Source organism: Sphingobium sp. LMA1-1-1.1, assembly GCF_040676365.1.
Classification (GTDB): Bacteria; Pseudomonadota; Alphaproteobacteria; order Sphingomonadales; family Sphingomonadaceae; genus Sphingobium.
Genome location: NZ_JBEGHS010000073.1, coordinates 15,956 through 35,014, shown reverse-complemented (window position 1 = coordinate 35,014; position 19,059 = coordinate 15,956). Strand labels below are relative to the sequence as shown.

Annotated in this window: 13 protein-coding genes, 1 tRNA gene and 2 pseudogenes; 11 read left to right on the top strand and 5 right to left on the bottom strand. The window is 61.1% G+C overall.

Translation table 11 applies throughout. From position 1 onward, the window contains the following. Positions 1 to 67: 67 nt before the first annotated feature. Positions 68 to 877, bottom strand: a complete 810-nt coding sequence (locus tag MRBLMA1_RS21020) for a DUF1134 domain-containing protein (RefSeq protein ID WP_363739605.1) — start codon at positions 875 to 877, stop codon at positions 68 to 70. Positions 878 to 1,107: 230 nt separating this feature from the next. Between MRBLMA1_RS21020 and MRBLMA1_RS21015 the strand changes: the two genes are divergently transcribed. From MRBLMA1_RS21015 to MRBLMA1_RS21000, 4 genes and pseudogenes are all read left to right on the top strand, one after another. After that, a tRNA-Ser gene (locus tag MRBLMA1_RS21015) sits at positions 1,108 to 1,199 on the top strand. Positions 1,200 to 1,306: 107 nt separating this feature from the next. Further along, positions 1,307 to 1,522 (top strand): annotated as a pseudogene (locus tag MRBLMA1_RS21010) (Arm DNA-binding domain-containing protein); the annotation flags it as partial. 166 nt (positions 1,523 to 1,688) lie between these two features. Further along, on the top strand, positions 1,689 to 2,582 hold the full coding sequence (locus tag MRBLMA1_RS21005) for a tyrosine-type recombinase/integrase (protein ID WP_363739603.1): 894 nt from the start codon (positions 1,689 to 1,691) through the stop codon (positions 2,580 to 2,582). 28 nt (positions 2,583 to 2,610) lie between these two features. Beyond that, complete coding sequence (locus MRBLMA1_RS21000) at positions 2,611 to 3,312, top strand: replication protein A (protein WP_363739602.1); 702 nt, start codon at positions 2,611 to 2,613, stop codon at positions 3,310 to 3,312. Between the two features lie 1,362 nt (positions 3,313 to 4,674). On the opposite strand, the gene MRBLMA1_RS20995 is transcribed toward MRBLMA1_RS21000, so the two are convergent. Beyond that, positions 4,675 to 6,258, bottom strand: a complete 1,584-nt coding sequence (locus MRBLMA1_RS20995; protein ID WP_363739600.1) for a PepSY-associated TM helix domain-containing protein — start codon at positions 6,256 to 6,258, stop codon at positions 4,675 to 4,677. Continuing rightward, positions 6,255 to 6,527 (bottom strand): hypothetical protein, encoded by a 273-nt coding sequence (locus tag MRBLMA1_RS20990; protein WP_363739599.1) that lies wholly within the window; start codon positions 6,525 to 6,527, stop codon positions 6,255 to 6,257. Before MRBLMA1_RS20990 ends, MRBLMA1_RS20995 begins: the two co-directional genes overlap by 4 nt. A 168-nt stretch (positions 6,528 to 6,695) precedes the next feature. Between MRBLMA1_RS20990 and MRBLMA1_RS20985 the strand changes: the two genes are divergently transcribed. The 4 genes from MRBLMA1_RS20985 to MRBLMA1_RS20970 all read left to right on the top strand — a co-directional run bounded on the left by MRBLMA1_RS20985 (position 6,696) and on the right by MRBLMA1_RS20970 (position 12,192). Further along, positions 6,696 to 8,807, top strand: a complete 2,112-nt coding sequence (locus tag MRBLMA1_RS20985; RefSeq protein WP_414714737.1) for a TonB-dependent siderophore receptor — start codon at positions 6,696 to 6,698, stop codon at positions 8,805 to 8,807. A 220-nt stretch (positions 8,808 to 9,027) separates the two neighbouring features. Further along, positions 9,028 to 11,211 (top strand): TonB-dependent siderophore receptor, encoded by a 2,184-nt coding sequence (locus MRBLMA1_RS20980; protein ID WP_363739595.1) that lies wholly within the window; start codon positions 9,028 to 9,030, stop codon positions 11,209 to 11,211. Positions 11,212 to 11,553: 342 nt separating this feature from the next. Beyond that, positions 11,554 to 11,736 carry a hypothetical protein gene (locus MRBLMA1_RS20975; protein WP_363739594.1) on the top strand — a complete coding sequence of 61 codons (183 nt, stop codon included), beginning with the start codon at positions 11,554 to 11,556 and terminating at the stop codon, positions 11,734 to 11,736. Between the two features lie 186 nt (positions 11,737 to 11,922). Then, positions 11,923 to 12,192 (top strand): helix-turn-helix transcriptional regulator, encoded by a 270-nt coding sequence (locus tag MRBLMA1_RS20970; RefSeq protein ID WP_414714782.1) that lies wholly within the window; start codon positions 11,923 to 11,925, stop codon positions 12,190 to 12,192. Positions 12,193 to 12,545: 353 nt separating this feature from the next. Here MRBLMA1_RS20970 and MRBLMA1_RS20965 read toward each other — a convergent pair whose 3' ends face one another. Next, a complete protein-coding gene (locus tag MRBLMA1_RS20965) occupies positions 12,546 to 13,433 on the bottom strand; it encodes a LysR family transcriptional regulator (RefSeq protein ID WP_363739592.1) in 888 nt (295 codons plus the stop codon). A 321-nt stretch (positions 13,434 to 13,754) separates the two neighbouring features. Here MRBLMA1_RS20965 and MRBLMA1_RS20960 point away from each other — a divergent pair, with 321 nt between their 5' ends. From MRBLMA1_RS20960 to MRBLMA1_RS20950, 3 genes are all read left to right on the top strand, one after another. Then, positions 13,755 to 15,098 (top strand): aspartate aminotransferase family protein, encoded by a 1,344-nt coding sequence (locus MRBLMA1_RS20960; protein ID WP_363739590.1) that lies wholly within the window; start codon positions 13,755 to 13,757, stop codon positions 15,096 to 15,098. Next, positions 15,095 to 16,489 carry an amino acid permease gene (locus tag MRBLMA1_RS20955; protein WP_363739588.1) on the top strand — a complete coding sequence of 465 codons (1,395 nt, stop codon included), beginning with the start codon at positions 15,095 to 15,097 and terminating at the stop codon, positions 16,487 to 16,489. The genes MRBLMA1_RS20960 and MRBLMA1_RS20955 overlap by 4 nt, the downstream gene beginning before the upstream one ends. A gap of 347 nt (positions 16,490 to 16,836) precedes the next feature. Continuing rightward, entirely contained in the window at positions 16,837 to 17,361 is a 525-nt protein-coding gene (locus MRBLMA1_RS20950) for a MarR family winged helix-turn-helix transcriptional regulator (protein ID WP_363739587.1), read from the top strand. A 153-nt stretch (positions 17,362 to 17,514) separates the two neighbouring features. Here the strand turns inward: MRBLMA1_RS20950 and MRBLMA1_RS20945 are convergent. After that, positions 17,515 to 18,940, bottom strand: a pseudogene (locus tag MRBLMA1_RS20945) (aldehyde dehydrogenase). Positions 18,941 to 19,059 lie beyond the last annotated feature (119 nt).

Genomic DNA, 19,059 nt, shown 5'->3' with positions numbered 1-19,059 from the left:
GTTCGGCGATTTCTCGACCAGCGATCGCCCGGAAATCGCGTTGCGCCAACCCAATGCTCCCTATGCGTCAGAAGGGCAGCCAGTTGCGCTTTTCGGTGAACTTCATGTAGCCGGCGTTGATGCCCAGCCGGTATCCCACGCCCAGCCGGATCGGGATGAGAACGACGCTGCCCCAGCGCAGATAGCTGGCGGTGAAGCCGCCCACCAGATAGGCCGTGCCTTCCGCCGCCGGGAAGCGGTGATAAAGGTCCTGCGTATCGTAGAGATTATAGACGAGGACAAAGGTATTGGCCGCATTGCCGCCCACGTCGAAGCCGATGGATGGGCCGGTCCAATATACCTCCCGCTTGCCCTCCACCTTGTGATTGAGCGTGCCGGATCCATAGCGCAGGCCGACCACGAACGCGCCCGACGCCTCTCGCCCGGCGATATAGGCATTGGGACGGCCCTGATCCTTCAGGATCTTTTCGATGATCCCGGCCAGGCCTTCAGCGCCCTTGCCGAACACCCCTTCGGCCGCGCCGATCAGATCGTCCTGCTGATAGGAATCGCCAGGGGATATGGCCGCCGGCGGGGAATTGGTTGTCACCGGCGCGCCTGTCGCGGTGGAGCCGGAACTTACCGGAGGCGGATTATAGGAGGTGCCGCCGCCCGCAGGCGCACTGTTTCCCGGCTGGGAACTGGTGTCTACCCCGGGGTCGGTCGGCGTGCCGCCCGGCTGCGGCACGGGCGCTAGATCGGAATCGATCGCGGTATTGGGGTCGACCGTGCGCACCTGCGCCTGCGCCACGGGTGCCAGCATGACAGCGCCAAGGGCGATCGCAAGAGCGCCCGCCCTTCCAGCGCGGCCCGAAACCCGCTGTAAAATCCCGATCATGCCCGCTACTCCCCAGAGAAACCGCTCTTCAACCACATTTCAGATTATCGGGGAACAAGCTGAAACGACAATGAACGAACGGCGACCCGAGTCGATTCCGCGCCAGTCCGAATCTGTTTTTCGAAATCCGGGTGATTTTTCTCCGTGCCGGACCGTTGCCATGCATGAAACCCGTCGCTATAGGCCGACATCTAGCCACTGCTCATCTTATCCGGTGGGCAAATTCGTGCGGAGACGTGGGTGAGTGGCTGAAACCAGCGGTTTGCTAAACCGTCGTAGCCTTAAGGGGCTACCGAGGGTTCGAATCCCTCCGTCTCCGCCAACACCTTTTCCTGATGGATCCCACATCGTCTCAAAAGGCGCAGAAATGCGTTATTTCTTGTGCACCTGCGATCTCCCTGTATCTCATATGTTCTCGTGAAAGCTTGAATGATTCGGGGGCACCGGATGCTGACCGACCTGCAATGCCGCAAGGCGAAAGCAGGGGAGAAGGACTACAAGCTCTCCGATGCCCACGGTCTCTACCTGTTCGTTACCAGGACCGGCTTTCGCTCCTGGCGCTGGAAGTACCGCTTTGCCGGCAAGGAAAAGCGCCTGGTGCTGGGCAGCTATCCCGACATGAACCTGAGCGCGGCCCGCGAAGCGCGGGAGAATGGCGCGCGCCTGCTCAGGAGCGGCATCGATCCTGCCCTGCAGGCGAAGCAGCTGGCTGCGATACGGCTGGAGGAGGCGGAGACGACCTTCGAGACGGTGGCGCCGCGAATGGCACGGCCAGCAGCTGGGCGGCTGGGTGCCGCGCCATGGGGCCGATGTGATCAAGAGCCTGGAGCGGGATGTATTCCCGAAGATCGGCGCCCTGCCGGTCAAGGGCATCACCTCGCCCATGGTGCTGGAGGTGATTCGGGCGATAGAGGACCGGCCTTCCATCGAAACGGCAAGAAGAGTGCGGCAGAGGATCTCGGCCGTTTATGCCTATGCCATTGCATCCGGCCTTGCCGATGCCGATCCGGCGGCACCCATCAGGGCGGCGCTGAAGCCGCTGATCAAGGGTCGGCAACCCGCGCTTGCCACGCTGGAGGAAGCCCGCGCGCTGCTGCGGCAGGTGGAGGCCGCACCCGCCCATCCCATGACCAAACTCGCCTCCCGCATGCTGGCACTCACGGCTTTGCGACAGGGCGTCCTGCGAACGACAATGTGGTCGGAGCTGGAAGGACTGGACCTGGACGAACCGGTCTGGCGGATACCTGCCACGCGGATGAAGCTGAAGCTCGACCGCAAGATCGACCCGCGTTTCGATTTCATGCTGCCGCTCTCCCGTCAGGCCACGGAGGTGCTGGAGGCTGCGCGAGCCTTTGCACCCCACAGCCGCCTTGTCTTTCCCAGTCAGCGCCACGCACACAAGCCGATCAGCGAGAATGCGGTTGGCTATCTCTACAATCGACTGGTTTCCCATGGGCGTCATGTGCCTCATGGCTGGCGCTCGACCTTCTCCACCACCATGAACGAACGGGCACAGGCGCAGGGTCTGGCAGGAGACAGGGCGATCATCGACCTGATGCTGGCGCACATTCCCGAGGGTGTCGAAGCGAGCTACAACCGGGCTACCTATATGCCGCGACGACGCGAGATCGCGCAGGAATGGGCGGACCTGCTGATGAAGGACATGCCGCCGGCCATGGCGCTGCTGGAAGGTCCACGCCGCTAAGGGGCGGTTGGGCTGAAGGAGGCGCCGCATGAGCGCGCGCTCCCTTTTCGAGATCGCCACGGGCATCGAGCATAAGGCGCGGCGGACCTTTCAGCCCGTTCGCTGCAACAGCTATCATGCCGGGGAGCGCGAGGGCCGTTTCTGGCGGCCGGTGAACCCCAAGGACAAATGGGCGCATATTAGGGCGGCGGAGGCCTATGATCGCCAGCGCAAGCAGGCAGGAAAGCGCAATGGGCCGCTTGGTCATATCGCGCTGGAACTGCTGCGCGAGCTTTACCGCATCGTCGATTACAAGACCGGCAGGCTCGAGCCCTCGATCGATTATCTGATGCGGCAGCTGCGCCGATCCCGGGCCGCGATCGTCCAGGCGATGGCCCGATTGAGGGAGCATGGCTTCCTGGAATGGATCCGCCGAACCGAGCCGACCGGCAATGAGGGCTTTGGACCGCAGGTGCGCCAGATCACCAATGCCTATCGCTTCTGCCTCCCGGCAGCAGCGCGGCGGGTCGTGGACCGGATTGTCGGCAAGGGGCCTGTCCCGGCGGATGCTGTCCATCACTGCGAGACCGCCGCGCGGGAGATGGAGGCCATGCTGGCATCGCTGCCGGCCCGGCGCATGCATGCCATGATCGACGACGAAACACTTGCCGCAACTCTTGGTCGCATCGGGCTTTTGCTGGAAAGTAACGCGAGTTCACCGAGCAGCCAGAATCCCGGCATGGATATATAGAAGGAACGGTTTCGCCGTGCGCAGCGTAGTGGATACGGTCTCATAAGCGACATTCCCCGCATAGCTCTCTTCTGGTCGAGAGGTGAGACGCACCGCCCATGGCGGTGCGCTTGCTCCCCAGCGGGCGCAAGCGGCTTTGCCGTGCCCAAAGGCGGCCATTTCCCCTGCCGAGAGCACGATGCACCCAAGGCGCGCAGCAACCCCGTCCAGATGCATCAAAATGCATCAGTGCATGGGAGCTGGAAACTGCCCTGAAGCGCCCAGCCTGCGCGGCCTCAAAGCCTCTTCGATCGGTGCATCAAAACCGACATGAAAAGCGCGCGGGCGAGGCGGGGGGAAAAGCGTGTTTTGAGGGGTGACAGGTCCGCAGGCATCGGTCCGATGATCGATTGCGGCGGGTGGAGCCAGGTAAGGACGAACGACCCAGTCCCCGCCGATCGCGAATGGCCGCCATCTCTAAGGGCTCGCCCCCTTTTAGAGGCTCAGCCGCGCCAATATTTTATGTTGTGGTGGACGGTTGAAGCGTAACTTTGGCGCCGCTTTCGAGAGTACCTGTGGCGAAGTATGCAGGTTGCCACGCGACGCGAACTTCAAGCGTTTTGTGTATATCCGCTCTGCGAGGTCGGGCTTTCGTCGATGACGGAGGGCCTGTCTTCAAGCAGATCAGCACAGCTTCATGCACGCCCAGAGATTGTTGGGCTCGACGCGATCCGGAAGTGGAAGACCGTCGCGTCCGCCGGACGTATCATAATCGCTCTCAGCCCCACAGCTCATGTCGGCTTTGTTGGACGATACGGAACGTCTCCTTCGGAGCGCGGAGAAGCGACAGCCGTCACCGCCGGGCCACGCGTGGGAGGGCAGCCACTTTACTTTCGCTGCCAGAAACCTGCCCGACCGAAATCCTGTCAGGTCAAGCCGATCAGCGGTCGTTCAGCACGGCGCCAAATTTTGTCGTGGAAATCGGCTTCGCCGACTCCCGAAACAAGACATTAATCGTGATAGAGATCGAAGCGAAAGCGAAGGATGATCAACTTTAACCGTGCCGTGACACTTCATCCTCGGGGAGGCATATCAACCGCGGTCGGTATCAATTTCTCTCTTGCGCGCCGCGGCTGAACCAAATTGCTAGCGACCAGCCAATCACACCGCAGCCACCGAGCCAGATGAGGAAAGCCGCCGCATCGCCTATCTGAGCGCATAGAAGGCCAGGAAGACAGGCTGCGGCAGTCAGCACTTGCCGCAGCCGTCCTGTCTGACCCGTTTCCCGCATCCCGGCCGCGCGTTTGCGTTTGGGGTCACTAAGGCACAAGGCGAGAAGGATCAGCACGGATATGGCGGTCGCAACGAAGACCAACAGCATAGTCATTCGGCCGGCACCGGACGGGCTGGGAACTGCAATCGCCTTGCAGGCAAAGCCGCCGCCCGCCAAACCATCCAAATTCCGGCGAGAAGGAAAGCCAAGTCGAGTGCGGCGATGATCGGCTGACCTGCCTCGATTGCGCGGTCCCAGCCGGGCCCTCCGGAAATCCAGCGGAGTGGGACCAAGCCAGCCATGACCAATCCGGTGCCGAGTTGCAGAATTTGTCCCAGCACAGCCACCGACTGTGCAATCGCGCCGCCCAATATGGCCACGCCGGACGCGATCAGGAAGGCGACAGGGGTCCAATAGGTCGCCGATCCCAGCGGCATTGCGATGAGGAAGGCGGCGGCCGAGACCACCAGAGCGAAGGGGAGGCCGAAACCCACGACCATGACGGTGCGATCAAGCCATTCCAGCGATCGCATATCCTCCCGTCGCCGCGCGAGCCACAGCCGCAGCCCCGTAAATGTGACATAGCACATGGCGAACCCCAGCGCGAACCACACAGCTTTGGACAGCATGCCTGCGAAATTGCCGAAATGCATGGGCGCCATGATCGCGGCCAGCGTGCCGCCTGCCGACGGCTGCGTGCCGATCGACGGCTTGGTGTGGAGGAACTGCGCTTGTGCCCCGTCATACAGCAGGGTCACAGGCTCGATGTCACCTGCCTTGGGGGGATGGAAGCTCGTGACCTTCGCGTCGGCGCGGCTGAAATTCTCGATGGTGATGAAGGTCGGAACCTCGCCCGTCCGGCGAATGGCATCGGTAGCGACCCGGTCCATATTGCCGATGACTGCGGGCCGGGGGTCTGGCCGGCCCGGATTGCCGAAGACGGCGTCGTTGAGCGCTTGAACATCACCGCCAAAGGCCGCCATGGCGACGATGGGAACGCCGATCGTGCCGAAAAAGGAGAAGAAGCTACCCGTAAAGGCCAGGATGAAGGCGAAGGGCAGGCTCCACGTCCCGGCCACGCTGTGCCGGTCGCGATCCACCAACACCGGGCTGGCGGATCGGCGCAGAGTGAAGATGTCCTTGAAGAGATGGCGATGAATCAGCAGCCCGGAAATCGCGGCCACCAGCATCACCAATCCGACTATACCTGTCAGCAGCAAGCCCCAAGGGTTGGGAACATGCAGGCGGACATGGGTATCGACCAGAAAGCTGCTCAGCGCATCGTCGTTGCGCGGCCCGAACACCTCCTCGCCGGTTCCGTGCAACGCCTTGGCAACATCGCCCTTCTTATCGAGCTGATAATAGATGCCGCGGCTGACCAATGCGCCGTCAGGATCGGTTTCATGCCGATGGAAAAACGCGCCGAGATTATGGTCGCCGATCTCGAAAAGATCGACGCCTTCATGATATTTGACGGGCGTTTGCGCGGCCAGGCGGCGGATGCTGCCATCCATCGGCCGTTCGAAGGCCGACCTGGTTTCGACATGGCCAGCCGACCAGATGCCGATCTCCTCCGCGAACACCGCCGCCATTCCGGTGAAGATCACCGCATAGAGCAACAGCCCCAGCACGATCCCCGACCAGCCATGGACCGCGATCATCAGCTTCGTCTCATCCTTCTTCAGGTGGATCATGAGCGATGCTCCCCGGCGGCTGGGCGCTGGTCCAGTAATTTGTGCGCGACCAGGCCTGCGTGCAAAAGGAAAAGGGCGGCAGCGACAGCCGCTACGCGCGATAGCCTGCGATCAAGGCAGGCATGGAAGAAGAGCGCTGCCCAGATCAGCGGCACAAGAACGAGCGGCAGCACCAGATTGTCGACACCGGCCGCCCCGCCCGGAAGCCACAGCGGCATTCCGGCCATGACGACGAGTGCCACCAGCACCGCACCCGGCCCGGCCAACAAGATGCGCGTCCATTTTCGCCAGCTTTGCGACACTGAATTCTCCGGCGCCCGATCCAACTGGGCCGGAAAGACCGTTAGCAATGACCCTCGAAGCAGGCAAGAAGAATGCTATTGAGAGTCTATCTCAATATCGCTATGGGCGCCCGACCAGGGGAAAGGGATGAAATGATGAAAAAATTTGCCGTCGCCGGTGTTGCCGGTCTTCTGTCGATCCAGCCGGCTTTGGCAAATGATGAGGCCGCTGCGCCAGCGGAGAAGGCAGGCGAGGTCAGTGATCAGATCATCGTCACTGCCAATGCCGGTACTAAGACCGAAACGCCGCTGGTCGAAATGCCGCAGCCGATCACCGTGATCACTTCGGAGCAATATATCTCACAGGGTGCGATCAGCATCAGCGACACGGTCAAATATGCCGCCGGTGTGCTCGCCAGCCCCTATGGGCGCGATACGCGCGTCGACGGCTTCAGCGTGCGCGGTATCGATGCGCTCCAGTTCCGCGACGGCATGCGCGACATCTTCAGCTATTATGCCAGCATCACGGCGGACCCCTACAACTTCTCCCGCGTGGAGATCGTGCGCGGCCCCGCGTCGGTGCTGTTCGGCCAAGGCTCGATCGGCGGCCTCGTCAACCTTGTTTCCAAGACCCCTGAGTTCAAGACGGGCGGCCAATTGAGCCTGGTATATGGCAGCTACGACCGCAAGGAGGCGATGGGCGATGTCAATATCGCGCTGGCCGACAATCTGGCGATCCGCGCCGTTGGCCGGGTGCGCGACGCCGACACCTATGTCGACCATGTTCCGGACGACCGCGTGCTGTTCGCGCCCTCGATCCGCTGGCAGCCGACGCCTGACACGGATGTCGTCCTGACCGGCCTCTATCAGGAGGACGACACCGGCTCGACCGCGCAGTTCCTGCCGATCGTCGGCAATTTCCGTCCGAATCCCGCGAATCCCTCCGAGCGGCTCGATCCCTACACCTTCGTCGGTAAGCCCGGCTGGGATCGCTACGCCGGCCGTTTACTCCAGGGCGGCGGTTCCATCACCCACAGATTCTCGGACAATATCCGTCTCAGCCTCAAGGCCCGCTATATCGACAGCGACCTTGAGTATAAGACTCACTATGCGGATAGCTACACTTACCCAAGCGATCCCTTCTTGGTGTACGGCACCGACGGCCGCACCATCGGTCTCTATGCCGATGCCAGCGACGCGCGGATGAACGTCTTCTCGACCGACAACAACCTCCAGTTCAACTTCAACACCGGCACCGATATCGAGCACAAGCTGCTCATCGGCCTGGACTATAGCTGGAACAAGGTCGGCAAGCGCGGTATCTTCGGCTTCGAAACCGTCGATCTTTACAACATCGACTATGACGCGCTGCTGACCTACGAGCCGACCGGGCCCTACGCCAATGTCTCGCAGAAGCAGCTGGGCGTGTATGTCCAGGACCAGATCCGCTTCTTTGAGCGCGTCTCGGTCGTTCTGGGCGCGCGCCGCGACCATGTCACCAACTCCGCCGGGCAGAAGGACAATGCCACGACCTTCCGCGCCGGTATCATCGGGGAAATCGGCGCGGGCTTCTCGCCCTTCTTCAGCTATACGGAAAGCTTTCTGCCGGTCGCGGGAAGCCTGACGGGTCCGGGCGGCGTCGTCGGCGATCCCTTCCAGCCCCAGACGGGCACGCAATATGAAGCAGGCGTGAAGTGGCAGCCGACCCCTGCGACGCTTGTCACGGTGACGGCTTTCCACATCAAGGAAAAGAACCGCGTCCTTTACCTGCCGAACAATGTCACGACCCAGTCCGGCGAACTGACCACCAAGGGCATCGAGGTCGAGGCGAGCCATCGCCTGCCCGGCGACTTCGAATTGCTGGTCAATTACGGCTATAACCAGCTGAAGTCGGAGGTGAACAGCAGCCTTGAATATATGCCGCGCCACATCGCGTCGATCTGGTCGACCAAGAGCTTCGGCATGACGGACGGCGCGCAGCTGCGTCTTGGCGCCGGCGTCGTCTATAGCGGCAAGAGCAAGTCGACCGGCGCCCTTGACCCCTATGGCCTCAATCCCGCCATCCCGGCCGGGACCCTCTATACGGTGGTCACCCCGTCCCGCACCACCGTCGACGCCCTGGCGGAGATCAACTGGCAGAGCTGGCGCTTCGCACTCAATGCGACGAACCTGCTGAACAATAAATTCTACGCATCCTGCCTTGCGCGCGGCGACTGCTTCATGGGCGCACCCCGCAATGTGATGGGCACCGTTAGCTATCGCTTCTGATCGACTGGATGTGGCCGGGCGCACAGCCCGGCCAGAAAGTGTGACCCAGCCGAACTCCCCCTCAGCCTTCCCGCCGATCCGGTGCTGAAGGGACGCATGCGCGTCATGTGAAACGTAACCCCAGCAATTGCGAATGATAACAATTACTATTGCATATCATTAGCAATTTGAGATACGGGACTGGCTCGGTCTTGATCGAGGCACATTTGGGGGATCATCAATGGTTCGTTCTTTCCTTCCGGCCTTCAGGTTCGCACTCTTGGCAGCGACTTTCCTCTCCGCCCCCGCCTTCGCGCAGGACGGCGAAGACGCTTCGAAGCAGGAGGCGGGAAGCGAAGCGAAGGACGACACCATCGTCGTCTATGGCAGCGGCATTGACCGGAACAACGCTGCCACCGGGCTTGACCTGACGCCGCGCGAGACACCGCAGTCGCTCACCATCATCACCCGGGAGCAGATCGACGATCAGGCTGCGTCTACAATCGCCGATGTGCTTGAATATACCACCGGCTTGTCCGTGAAGCGGGTGGATCGTGGCCGCAACCTCCTGTCCGCTCGCGGCTTCGACATCACCAATTTCCAGCTCGACGGCCTGCCCTTTGCTACCGGCAATATCGGCCTGGAGGAAAGCAGCACGGTCATCTACGATCGAGTCGAAGTCGTTCGCGGCTCGGTCGGTCTGCTACAGGGCGCGGGTGAGCCTTCGGCATCAATCAACATGGTGCGCCGACAGGCCAACGCCCGCGAATTGACCGGCACGATGACCCTCGAAGCCGGATCCTGGGATCATTTCTCTGCCACCGCTGACATCAGCACGCCATTGACAAGCGACGGGTCGATACGAGCGCGTTTTGCCGCCGAAGTCTATCGTCAGGATGCCTTTGTCGATCTGGAGAGCAGCAAGGGCTTTACGCTTTATGGCGTGATCGGGGCCGACCTGGGGCCGGGGACGCGGCTTCGTGCGGGCGCGAGCTATCAGCGGGATGAGCGCAAAGGCGTGATGTGGGCGCAGCTGCCTTATTGGTATGCCGACGGCTCGGTCGCGAACTGGTCGCGATCAAGGACGACGGGCGCCAAGTGGAACGAATGGGACACGGTCGAAAAGTCCGCCTTTCTGACGATCGAACAGGACCTGGGGGAAAGCTGGCAGTTGAAGGGGGACGTCTCCTATTTCACGCAGAACGAGGATTCCAAGCTGATCTGGCTATGGGGGAACCCGGATCAGGCCACAGGCCTCGGCATGGATGTCTGGCCCTATTGGTATTTGGCCAAGCCTAAACAATGGAACCTCAATCTCCAGCTCAAGGGAAGTTACAGCCTCTTCGGTCGCCAGCATGAACTTGTCGTTGGCGCGATGTATAATCACCTGAAGAATGGTTGGACCAATCGCGATCCTGATCCCGCGTCGGTCGCGCCAGTGGGCAACTTCAACGACTGGGACGGCAGCTATCCCGAACCCGTTTGGGGTGAGCGCTATCGCATGAGCGACTTCGGCACGACGAAGCAGAGTGCGATTTACGGCGTGACGCGATTCCAATTGCTGGACAGTCTCAAACTGATCGTCGGCGGACGCCTGAGCAACTGGATCCGGGACGAGGAACTGGCGCTCTATACGCCCGAAGCGTACAAAATTAAGAAAAAGAAGGTGTTCACGCCTTATGCGGGCCTGATATTCGATTTCAACGATAGCCTATCCGCTTATGCAAGCTATACCAGCATCTTCAATCCACAGACCGCGCGGGATCGCAACGGGCGCTATCTGGATCCGCTGGAAGGCAATAATTACGAAGCGGGCCTGAAGGCGGACCTGATGGGCGGTAAGCTGCGCGTGTCGGCCGCTATCTTCCGCATCGAGCAAAATAATTTCGGGGTTCCTGATACTGAGATCGACCCTGATACAGGGCTTCCCTACGTCGTGCCCGGCACAACAGATATCGCTTTTCGCCCTGCCGATGGCACGGTCTCAAAAGGCTATGAACTCGAAACCCAAGGCGAATTGCTGCCCGGATGGGACCTGAGCATGGGGTGGAGCCATTTCAAGGCGAAGGATGCTGACGGCATTGATGTCCAAGCGCATCAGCCGCGAAAGGTATTCCGTATGGCAACGAAATATGAATTCAGCGGCGCGCTCGACGGCTTCAGCGTTGGCGGCTCGGCTCGCTGGGAAAGCCGCCCGCCCCAAACGGCGGCAAATCCCGCGACCGGCGAAACCGAGCGGGTGGGGCAGAAAGCCTATTGGCTCGTGAACCTGATGGCAGCTTATGATTTGAGCGATCGGGTTTCGCTCCAGGCCAACGTCAACAACATTTTCGACAAGACCTACTACAACACCAATTCTTGGTTTGGTGGATATATCTACGGTGAGCCTCGCAACTTTCGCATGACGTTAAGCTACGGATTTTAAGATCGATGTCCTCGTTGAGCTCATCATCCGTCGGTCAGTCTCGAATCCACCCATTCCGACCGCAGGGCTACCCAGCGCATTCTCCATACCGGTCATTTGGACGGTCGGCTCGAGTGCATGAATGTATGGCTGGTTACGACGGATGAATTTGGCCCTGGGAGCGACTGCTCTGTTGGCGCGTGCTGCTCGGCAGCTTGCCCGTCTCAAACCGGGAGGGTCGCCAATTGTGCGGGCCGCTCGCGTACCAGCGCCGCCGATGGTCAACGATGGGTGGTTTGCAGAAGGTCCGGTTTTGGGCAAGACGACCCTGAAAGCTGACATTACATAGGACGCGACAGTGTGATGGAGATGCAAGTGGCGCGACTGAAACACACCATTAAAAACAGCAGCAGTCAGCCGCAATTTGTGAACTTCGAACTCTCCACACAGCGCTACCGGCTCGAACCGGGGCAACAAATGTATTTCTTTTACGAGTCCGATTTCCCGACACGCGATGGCTCTTTACCCATGCGGGTAACGAACTGATCGCGGTTCCTGAAGATCTGAGGCTGGCATCCATTCGGCCGGAGCATATGCGGAGCTACATCATGATCAATCTGTCGCGCATCATCAGGCCGATCTGGATGCGTTAGCAGATACCATAAACGAAGCGGGCCGGGGGATGCTCCAACATCGTCCCGACCCTCACCACGATCGATCCTGGAGGAACATATGGCTAAGAACCCCCATATCATACAAGCAGATGAACAACAGCCCACACGCGAGATGTACGTTTTCGATGGGGTGCCCCCCATGGCGATCCTCCGGCTGCCTGCGGTCAAGGCGAGGACGGGGCTGAGCCGAGCGACCATATACCGCAAGATCCAGAACTCAGAGTTCCCACGGCCGCATCAGTTGAGCCAGCGGGCCGTTGGATGGCTTGAATCCGACGTCGAAACGTGGATTGCCAACTGCCTTGCAGGAGGTACCAATGACCGTTGAGATTGGGGGCATCCTTAGGGGGCATTGATTGCCAAAGGCGTAATAAATATTACGAAATTTCAAGATATTGCGTAGATTTTGATGAATCCCTCCCCTCTCCGCCACTTTTCCTCCTGTTGCAAGACTTTCCCCTTCGGGGTGACCTGTGCCTGCAAATGCTCCGCAACATATCGCTGGTCGGGCGATTGCCAGTCCGATGTCATCATCTGACAGCCAAGAAACTCGATACTAAAGGGATCGATCAGATCCAAAATCGATCGAGAGCATTGCGCGGCGGCCAATCTACCAGGAACAATTCTGCCGGCCATGTTGAAGGGACGATTGCCGAACCTTCAGATCAGGAAATCAGATAGTCAGTCTGGACGTGCCATGGCTTTGGGTAATGTGCCTTTCAAGGCGGCGACAAAACGTTGCACCTTCGGAGAAAGGTGACGTTTGTCAGGATAGACCGACCAGATCGGCTCCTCGGGAGGAGCGAACTCTTCGAGAATGGGCACCAACTGGCCCGATTGAACTGCGTCATTGAGATAGAAATTGGGCAATTGGCAGATGCCCATGCCGTCCCGGGCTGCTTCCAGGACGGCGTAGCCATTGTTGCAGCTCCAGACGGGACGCGGGCGGTATAGTATTTCATCGCCCTTTTCGGAAAAGTGCCACTGCAATGTGATGCCTGTCAGGCAATCGTGCTCGTTCAGGTCAGCGATCTTCTCAGGTGTCCCCATGCGTTCCAGATAGGCCGGGGCGGCACAAGTACGGGACCGTCGCGAAGCAATCTTTGCAGCAATCAGGTCGGAGGATGGAAGATTGCCCGTGCGAACGCCAAGGTCATAACCCTCGGCCACCAGGTCGATCGTGCGGTCCGTCACATCCAGATAAACGGTCAGCTGGCGGTGCTGCTTGGCAAATTGTCGCGCAACCGGAGCGATGAAACGCTCGCCCAGCGCAACGCAGCAGGTGATCCTCAGATCGCCGCGCGGCTCGCCCTGATCACGGATGAGCGCAACGGCCTCGTCTCTTTCCTGTACCAGCCGAATGCAGTGGTCGAGGAAAGTTTGCCCGGTAGGAGACAAGAGCACCCTACGGGTGGTGCGGTGCAGCAGCTGGGCCCCCAGCCGATCCTCCAGCCGGGCGAGGGCGCGGCTCATATGCGTGCGCGACACGCCGAGCGAAGCGGCTCCGGCGATGAAGGAGCCAGTCCGGGCCACGGCCACGAATTCCTCTATCCCTTCCCAACCGTCCATTCGATTCGCACCCTTTTAGAGCCCAATATACTCTGGTCGCTCCACTTAAGTGTAAGGGCGGCTCTATGCTAGGCGGCGTGGACAAATTAGCGATGTTTGGCGAACAGATCTCGCTGGGCTTGGTTGACCGCTCCGCTGTCCGAATCGATTTTCCGCTTTGACTCCGGTCGAGCCCGCTCTCGAGCCAAGGAATGCCCCAGTGTATCCTGGTGCCCAAAGAACACCGCCTGTCATCGAATATGCATCTCCCCCGCCTATCAGGGCTCAATAGAAATTGAAGCATCGGCCAGCCATCAGCCATGGCGCAAATCACGAGAATCGATGCAACACTCCCCTCAACAACCCTCCGTCGTCGAACCCTCCGCTGAGGACATGTCGGCCTTCTGGATGCCTTTCACCGCCAACCGGGCCTACAAGGCACGTCCGCGAATGCTCTCTTCGGCGGACGGCATGTTCTATCAAACGTCGGAGGGACGGACCGTGCTCGACGGCACCGCTGGCTTATGGTGCGTCAACGCGGGCCATAATGCGCCCAGCGTTACCCGCGCCATCCAGGATCAAGCGGCGAAGCTGGATTTCGCACCGACTTTCCAGCTGGGCCATCCGCTTCCCTTCGCGCTCGCCACCCGCCTTGCCGCGCTGATGCCCGCCGGACTCGACCGCATCTTCTTTACCGGTTCCGGAAGCGAATCCGCGGATACCGCGCTCAAGATGGCGATCGCCTATCACCGATCGCGTGGCGACGGATCGCGTGTACGGCTGATCGGCCGTCAACGCGGCTATCATGGCACCAATTTCGGCGGTATGTCGGTCGGTGGCATCGGCGGCAATCGCCGTGCCTTCGTCACACAGGTCGCCGGAGTCGACCATCTCAGCCATACCCATGGCGTGGTGCCGCGCTTCTCCAGGGGGCTCCCGGAATCGAACGTCGATCTCGCGAGCGAACTGGAGGACGTCGTCGCCCTGCATGGAGCGGAAACGATCGCAGCGGTCATCGTGGAGCCCGTCGCGGGCTCCACGGGTGTATTGATCCCCCCTCGCGGCTATCTTGAACGACTGCGAGAGATCACACGCCGTCATGGTATCCTGCTGATTTTCGACGAGGTTATCACGGCCTTTGGTCGTCTCGGCACCGCGACGGCCGCTGAATATTTCGGTGTGACACCCGACATCCTTACCATGGCGAAGGGTTTGACGAACGGCGCCGTGCCCATGGGGGCGGTGGCCGCGAGCCGGGACGTCCATGACACCATTGTCGACAATGCGCCCGACGGGATAGAATTCTTTCACGGCTATACCTATTCGGGCCATCCGCTTGCAGCCGCGGCCGGCCTCGCCTCTCTGGAAACCTATGCCGAATCTCGCCTGTTTGAACGCGCGGCCAGACTCGCTCCCTATTGGGAAGCGGCAATCCATCGCCTTCAAGAGGCGCGGCATGTCATCGACGTTCGCAATCTTGGGCTTATGGCCGGCATCGAACTTTCACCGCGAAAGGACGCAGTGGGCGCGCGCGCGATGGAGGCATTCCACGCCGCCTTCGACAGAGGCGTCCTCATCCGCGTGACCGCCGATATCATCGCGCTTTCACCCCCCTTGATCATCAGCGAAGGACAGATCGACCACATCGTTGAAACGATCGCGCACATCTTGGAAGAGGTCGAATGACGACAATCGCTAAAGCCGAAGCGACGCCCGAAGCTTTAGCACTCGACGGCGAGAACGGCCGCCTTTCCCGAAGTCTGCGACCCCGCCATGTCGAGATGATCGCTATTGGCGGCATCATCGGGGCGGGCCTTTTCGTGGGCAGCAGCACCGCCATCGCTGGCATCGGCCCGGCCGCGATTGTGAGCTATATAGTCGCGGGCGGCATCGTCATGCTGGTCATGCGCATGTTGGCCGAGATGGCCACTGCGGAACCGGGCGTTCAATCCTTCCCCGAGTTCGCGCGGCTTGGCCTGGGCGACTGGGCTGGTTTCATGAGCGGTTGGCTCTACTGGTATTTCTGGGTGGTTGTGGTGGCGATCGAGGCGATCGCGGGCGCGACGATCCTGGCGCAATGGTGGCCTGGCCTCTCGATCTGGCAAATCGCGGCGTTGCTCACCATTGCGCTGGCGGGCACCAATCTTCTTTCCGCACGATCCTATGGCGAGTTCGAATTCTGGCTGTCGGGGCTGAAGATCGCGGCGATCCTCGTCTTCATCCTTGTCGGACTTGCCTATGTGACTGGTGTGTTCGGGACCAATGCCGGCCTTGGCAACTGGACGGCGCATGGCGGCTTTTCCCCCAAAGGGCCTTTCGCTCCGCTCGCCGGGGTCACCAGCGTGATCTTCGCCTTGGTCGGGGCGGAGATCGCAACCATTGCGGCGGCAGAATCGGACGCAGGCCCACGCGTTATCGCCCGGATGACCTTCACGGTCGCGATCCGAATCCTGCTGTTTTACGTGGTTTCGATCGCGTTGATCGTCGCTGTGGTTCCCTGGAACGAGATCCTGCCCGGCCAATCGCCCTTTGCCGCCGCCATAGCCAGGATGGGGATTCCCGGGGGCGCCATGATCATGCAGGCGGTCGTGCTCATCGCCGTACTGTCGTGCCTCAATTCCGGTCTGTATGTAACCTCTCGGGTCCTCCATTCCCTCGCTCTGCGCGGCGATGCACCGGCGGCGCTTCGGGTGGTCAGTGGTCCTGGCGTGCCGCGTCGCGCAATCATATTCGGCACGATCTTCAGCCTTGCCGCGCTGGCGGTTGCCATCGTCTCCCCCGACACGGCTTTCGCATTTCTGGTCAACGCGTCCGGGGCGATCATGCTGGTCCTGTATCTGCTGATCGCCTCTGCGCAATTGCGCCTGCGCATGAAGATGGAACGGGAAGCCCGGCGCCCCGTCTTAAGCATGTGGCTCCATCCGTGGGGCAGCATCGCGACGATTGGCGCGATCGCCGCTGTTCTGATCACGATGGCGATCGATCCGGACCTCCAAAGCCAGTTCCAGGCCAGCTCCGCAGCGGTCGCTATCGTACTGATCGGGTGGGCGGCACGGCGATCCAATCTTCTCACATAATTTCAAACCTCGAAACTTCGCCGCCTCTCCAGCGACTGGGTTCCCACGGCGCGGCAGCGATGTGAACCCTCCCTTCGACCGGCATCGTATGATGGTGACCGGCGCCGCCTTGTCGCCAATCGTCGTGCGCACCGTCTGGCCCGTATTTCTCATTCTCCAGGGTCGAATTCGCATCCGAATCCTGCGGGAAGATCAACGGTGTACATCCGCTCAGGGAAACCTTCCTACCCCGCCGCGAGGCAGGACAATGATATCGACGCCGTGATTTTGATGACAAGTCAAACGTCTGCCACTAGGATGCTCTCGACAGGCCCTTGTCGATCAAGGCCGAACATGGAAGTGGAAGCGTGACCAAAATCAATACCGCTAAGGTACGCGGAACGAACCCGTCGCCGGAATCCGGGGTATCCGATCCGATCAAGCTGTCAGGCTGGGTGCTGCCGGGAATGGATTACCCAACTTATCGTCTCTCGCTTGTCGGCAAGGCGATGAACCGCATCACGGTCCGCAAGCTCTCGGCGGCCAACGATCTGACCTATGCCGAATGGCGCGTGTTGAGCCGATTGGCGACGACTACCGGCGGGGCGACGATACGACAGCTCGCGGATATGTCGTGGGCCGACCGCGCGGAAGTAAGCCGGGCCGCCAGTCAGCTCGAGGGACGAAGCCTCGTCGAGCGCCGCGACAATCCTGAGGATCGCCGCATGCCGATCCTGTCGCTGACCAAGGCGGGTCGCCGCAAGTATGAGGCGCTGGTCGGTGAGCGTACCGCGTTCCACGAGGCGTTGATGAGTGATCTGACTGACAACGAGCGAGTTACCCTGGACCGCATTCTCGGCAAGATCGCGCTCCGGTTGGAATCGATGAAATGATCTTCGGCTAAAAGCCGGGAGGTGCAGCGAGGGAGAAGCGCCGGCCCTCGTTGCCGAACCTACCGGCGTAACTTTCCGCCACCTCGTTCCACGATCGATCGTTTTCCCAGCATCGGTCATGCTCGCCGTTCGCGCACATGTGCGAGCGGCATTTCAGATCGGGTAGTGGCCGGGCTGGGTTTCGATCGTGATCCACCGCAATTCGGTGAAGGCGTCGATGCCGGCGCGACCGCCGAAGTGGCCGTAGCCCGAGGCCTTGACCCCGCCGAACGGCATCTGCGCCTCGTCGTGCACGGTAGGTCCATTGATGTGGCAGATGCCCGACTTGATCAGCTTGGCGACGCGAAGTCCGCGCGCCGTGTCCCGCGTGAACACCGCCGCCGACAGCCCATATTCGGTATCGTTTGCGAGCTCGACTGCATGTGCCTCGTCGCGTGCGCGGATCACTCCCACCACGGGTCCGAAGCTCTCCTCTCGGAACAGCCTCATTTCGGGCGTCACTCTGTCGATGACGTGCGCCGGCATCAGCACCCCGTTCGCCTCGCCGCCGACGAGCTGCTCTGCGCCGTTCGCAATCGCGTCGTTGACGAGCTCGCGTACCCAATCGACCGTCTTCTGGTCCACCACGGCGCCAAGCGGGGTCTTCCCCCCGCGCGGGTCTCCGACCGGCATGCTCTCCACCTTTTCCTTGAATCGGCGGTTGAACTCGTCGGCCACGGCGTCCAGGACGATGATGCGCTCGGTCGACATGCAGATCTGGCCCTGGTTCATGAACGCGCCGAACGCGGCAGCCTTCACCGCCTCGTCAAGGTCGGCATCGTCCAGAACGATCAGCGGCGCCTTGCCGCCCAACTCCAGCAATGCGGGCTTCAGATGCTCGGCCGCGCGCCTGGCGATGATTTTGCCAACGTGGGGTCGAGCCGGTGAAGTTGATGCGCTTCACCTCCGGATGATCGATCAGCGCGCCTACGATTTCCGCGGCGTCGGCAGGGGCGTTGGTGACAATGGAAATCGCTCCCTCGGGCAACGCCTCGTTGAACGCCTCGCCGATCAGCGCGTGCGTGCGCGGGCACTGCTCGCTGGCCTTCAACACCACCGTGTTGCCACATGCCAGCGGCGTCGCGACGGCGCGCACGCCAAGGATGATCGGCGCGTTCCACGGCGCGATGCCGAGCAGCACGCCCACCGGCTCGCGCAGCGCCATTGCGATGCAGCCCGGCCTGTCGGAAGGGATCACCTCGCCCGCGACCTGCGTGGTGAGCGCGGCGGCCTCCCGGATCATGCTGGCGGAAAGCATCAGGTTGAAGCGCGCCCAGCCTTCGGTCGCGCCGATCTCGCCCATCATCGCGTCGATGAACTGGTCGGTCCGCGCCTCCAGCGCGATCGCCGCCTTCATCAGCGCTGCGCGTCGGGCGTTCGGTCCCAGGGCCGACCATGCGGGGAATGCCGCTGCCGCTGCTGCTACGGCGGCTTGGGCGTCCTCGACACTCGCGGCCTTGACGGTCGTCGCCACCTCGCCGGTGAGGGGGTTGCGGCGTTCGAACACCGCGTCGCGCGGTGCTGACGGTTGGGTCTCCATGATCTATCCTCTAAAGCGTGTGACTTGACGCGATCAGGTCTCGCACCCTTGGTTCGGCCATCTGGCGGACCGTCGTCATCATGTTCGACAATCCCTGCGCGTCGTCGCGCCTCTTCCAT